This window comes from Rhizobium sp. CF142 (genome assembly GCF_000281145.1).
Lineage (GTDB): Bacteria > Pseudomonadota > Alphaproteobacteria > Rhizobiales > Rhizobiaceae > Rhizobium.
Window position 1 is genome coordinate 1 of sequence record NZ_AJWE01000146.1, and the last position, 2,535, is coordinate 2,535.

2 protein-coding genes are annotated in these 2,535 nt (G+C 58.1%); one reads left to right on the plus strand and one right to left on the minus strand.

The annotated features are described in order from the left end of the window. Positions 1-221: 221 nt before the first annotated feature. A complete protein-coding gene (locus PMI11_RS35870; protein ID WP_007827581.1) occupies positions 222-959 on the plus strand; it encodes a hypothetical protein in 738 nt (245 codons plus the stop codon). Between the two features lie 6 nt (positions 960-965). Here the strand turns inward: PMI11_RS35870 and PMI11_RS35875 are convergent, their stop codons facing one another. Continuing rightward, positions 966-2,393, minus strand: a complete 1,428-nt coding sequence (locus PMI11_RS35875; protein ID WP_007827583.1) for an ISNCY family transposase — start codon at positions 2,391-2,393, stop codon at positions 966-968. Between the last annotated feature and the right edge of the window lie 142 nt (positions 2,394-2,535).

Consider the following 2,535-nt stretch of genomic DNA (forward strand, 5'->3'; position numbering starts at 1 on the left):
TGTCAAAGCTGAATAGGGCTGCGACGTTGTCAGCCAGTTAGAAACGCGACACCGGCTCTGCCGGTCAGCCCCCGATCCGACCGGCAGGGCCGGGTTGAGAGGGCGGAGCGGGGGCGGATGAGACGCACCCCTTCGGCTTTAGCTTTCTCAGTAGCAATTGTTCCGTCGCCGGCTGATACTCGTTTACACCGCATGGGGCGGGTAGGGATTAAAGCCGCACGATGCTTCCGGAAATCAAGTTGCAGGGTGACGTCGATGTCGCCGCGCTGTCACCACTTGTTCGCGGCATGCTTCTTGCGGTTGCCTATGCTGACGGTGAGGGTGGCATAGGATTAACCACGACCGGCGCCATGAACCGCAAGTTCGTGCATTGGGCCGCTGTGAACTTCCTCTGGCCCGACTTCACAGCCAAAGACCTCTACAGCATGAACAAGGTGCTCAATGAAAGCGACATGCCGCCGCTATGGGTGGTGCGCGACATGGCCCGTCATCTGAAGCTGCTTCGCCGGAAAAAGGATGTGCTGCTGCCAACCAGACGCGGCCGCGAGTTTCTGGTGAACCCGCAAGCCTTCTTCGATCTGGTCGCCACGGATTATCTCTATTCCTATGTCCACGCCACCGAGCGCAAAGAGCAGGTGCAAGCGCGGTTGCGCTGGTGGCGCATGTTCCTCAATCTTCTCAATATCAAGGCCAGAGAAGGTTGCACGCCAATGGATGTTGCTAAGATCCTCTATCCAGACCTGGCGCCTCTTTCGGAAACCGAAATGACCCTAGAAGCCTGGGAGTTAAAGTCCGATCTCCAGTATGGCGTCTTACGGCGCTTGTGCTGGCTCGGCTTGCTCTATGAAGCAAGAGAGGGGCTCACACTCTTCCAGGACGGATCCTTCCACAAGACGCCGCTTTGGTCCGCCTGCCTGCAATTGGAATCGGATACGCAGAGCGACATCGGCGTGCACTGACGATTTTTATTCCGCCGCTGGCTGCCTCAATAACGCTTTCTCTCGCCGTGCAATCACCGCCGGGTCGTTCATGAAATCCGTCCTCGGCCCTGGCTTGCGACCCCGCTTTTGATAGCCATTACCCTTGCTGCCGTCGCGAATACCGAACATATGATCCGTCTGTCCAGTGCGTCGGGGACCGCTCTTGCTGCGCTGCTGGTCTCTGCCGGCCTGTAGCTCGGCGACAACAGACAGCATGTCGTCCAGCCGCTTATTGTCGACGACCTCGGCACGATGCACCGAGCGTAACGTATCGAAAGTTCTGTAGGGTAGGGCAAAGCTCTCGTGCATGATCTCGAGCCGCCCGTCCGGATAGTCGCAAACGATCACCTTTTGGCCGGCCAACGGTCTGGAAATCTCAGTCGGATCGAGAATGAACAGCACCTTGTCGTAACGCAGTGTCAGGGACTGCGACAGGGTACGGACTTCCTTGCGACACATGGCGCCATCGAGGTTCTCATGATCGGCCAGCGGCCGGTGCATGTCCTTCGGATTGCGTGCTGGCTTGCCGAAACGCGCGTTGAAATCCGCAATGAACTCAGGTGCATAGGCATTAGCATCCTCGATTGTGTCGATACCGCGAAGCCGCATCTCCTTCACCAGCCGATCCTGCAGCGTCTGGTTGGCGCGTTCCACTCGGCCCTTGGCCTGCGGGGTGTTGGCGCAAATGATATCGATGTTCAGCTCATAGAGCGCCCGACCGAACTGTGTCAGGCCGCTCGTGCGGTCTTTCTCGGACGCATGGGTCGAACGAAAAACACCGTGCTTGTCGCTGTAGAAGGCCAGCGGCTTGCCCCATTGCTGCAGATAGGCCTTCGTCGCATGCAGATAGTCGAACGTGTTCTCCGAGCCAGCAAAGCGAAGATGTAAGAGCTTGCCGGTGGCATCGTCGATATAGACGAGCAGGGCGCATTTGGGACCGCGGTTCTCGAACCACCAGTGATGCGACCCGTCGATCTGCACCAGTTCGCCAAAGCAGTCACGTCGACCGCGTGGCTGGAAAACCCGCTTCTTGCGTTCCCGGCGAGAAACCCAGATGCCAGCCTCGGTCATCCATTGCCGCAGCGTCTCCTTGGCCACTGATATCCGATGCAGCTCGATCAGCTTCTCGCGCGCCAGTGTCGGACCGAAATCCAGATAACGTTCGCGGATCAGATCCAGCGCCGCATTGCGAAACTCCTCGCTATGGCGCCGATTGCTCGGCCGTGATCGCTTCTTGGAAACAAGGCCAGCTGGACCATCCAGATCATAGGCCTGTAGCAGCCGATGCACCTGACTTCGACTGAGGTCGAGCAGTGCGGCAGCCTGGACAACACTCAGGCGTTCGTCACGGATCTTCTGGATGACTTCGAGGCGATGCAACTCTTTCTGCGACATGGTGATCAAACAGGACATGACGACTCCGACCGCTCATGGTCTCGACCAGGCTGAAGGTCGTCATCCTCGCTCCCAACGTTGGCATTGACCAGAACGTCGAGAGGCGAGACTGTCGCATCTCTAACTGGCCCAACTGTCGCATTACTAAATAGCCGCTACA

What these genes read in the sequence shown, in the direction of transcription:
- PMI11_RS35870 (WP_007827581.1), top strand. Translation starts at nt 222, where the DNA reads ATGCTTCCGGAAATCAAGTTGCAGGGTGACGTCGATGTCGCCGCGCTG.
- PMI11_RS35875 (WP_007827583.1), bottom strand. Translation starts at nt 2,393, where the DNA reads ATGTCCTGTTTGATCACCATGTCGCAGAAAGAGTTGCATCGCCTCGAA.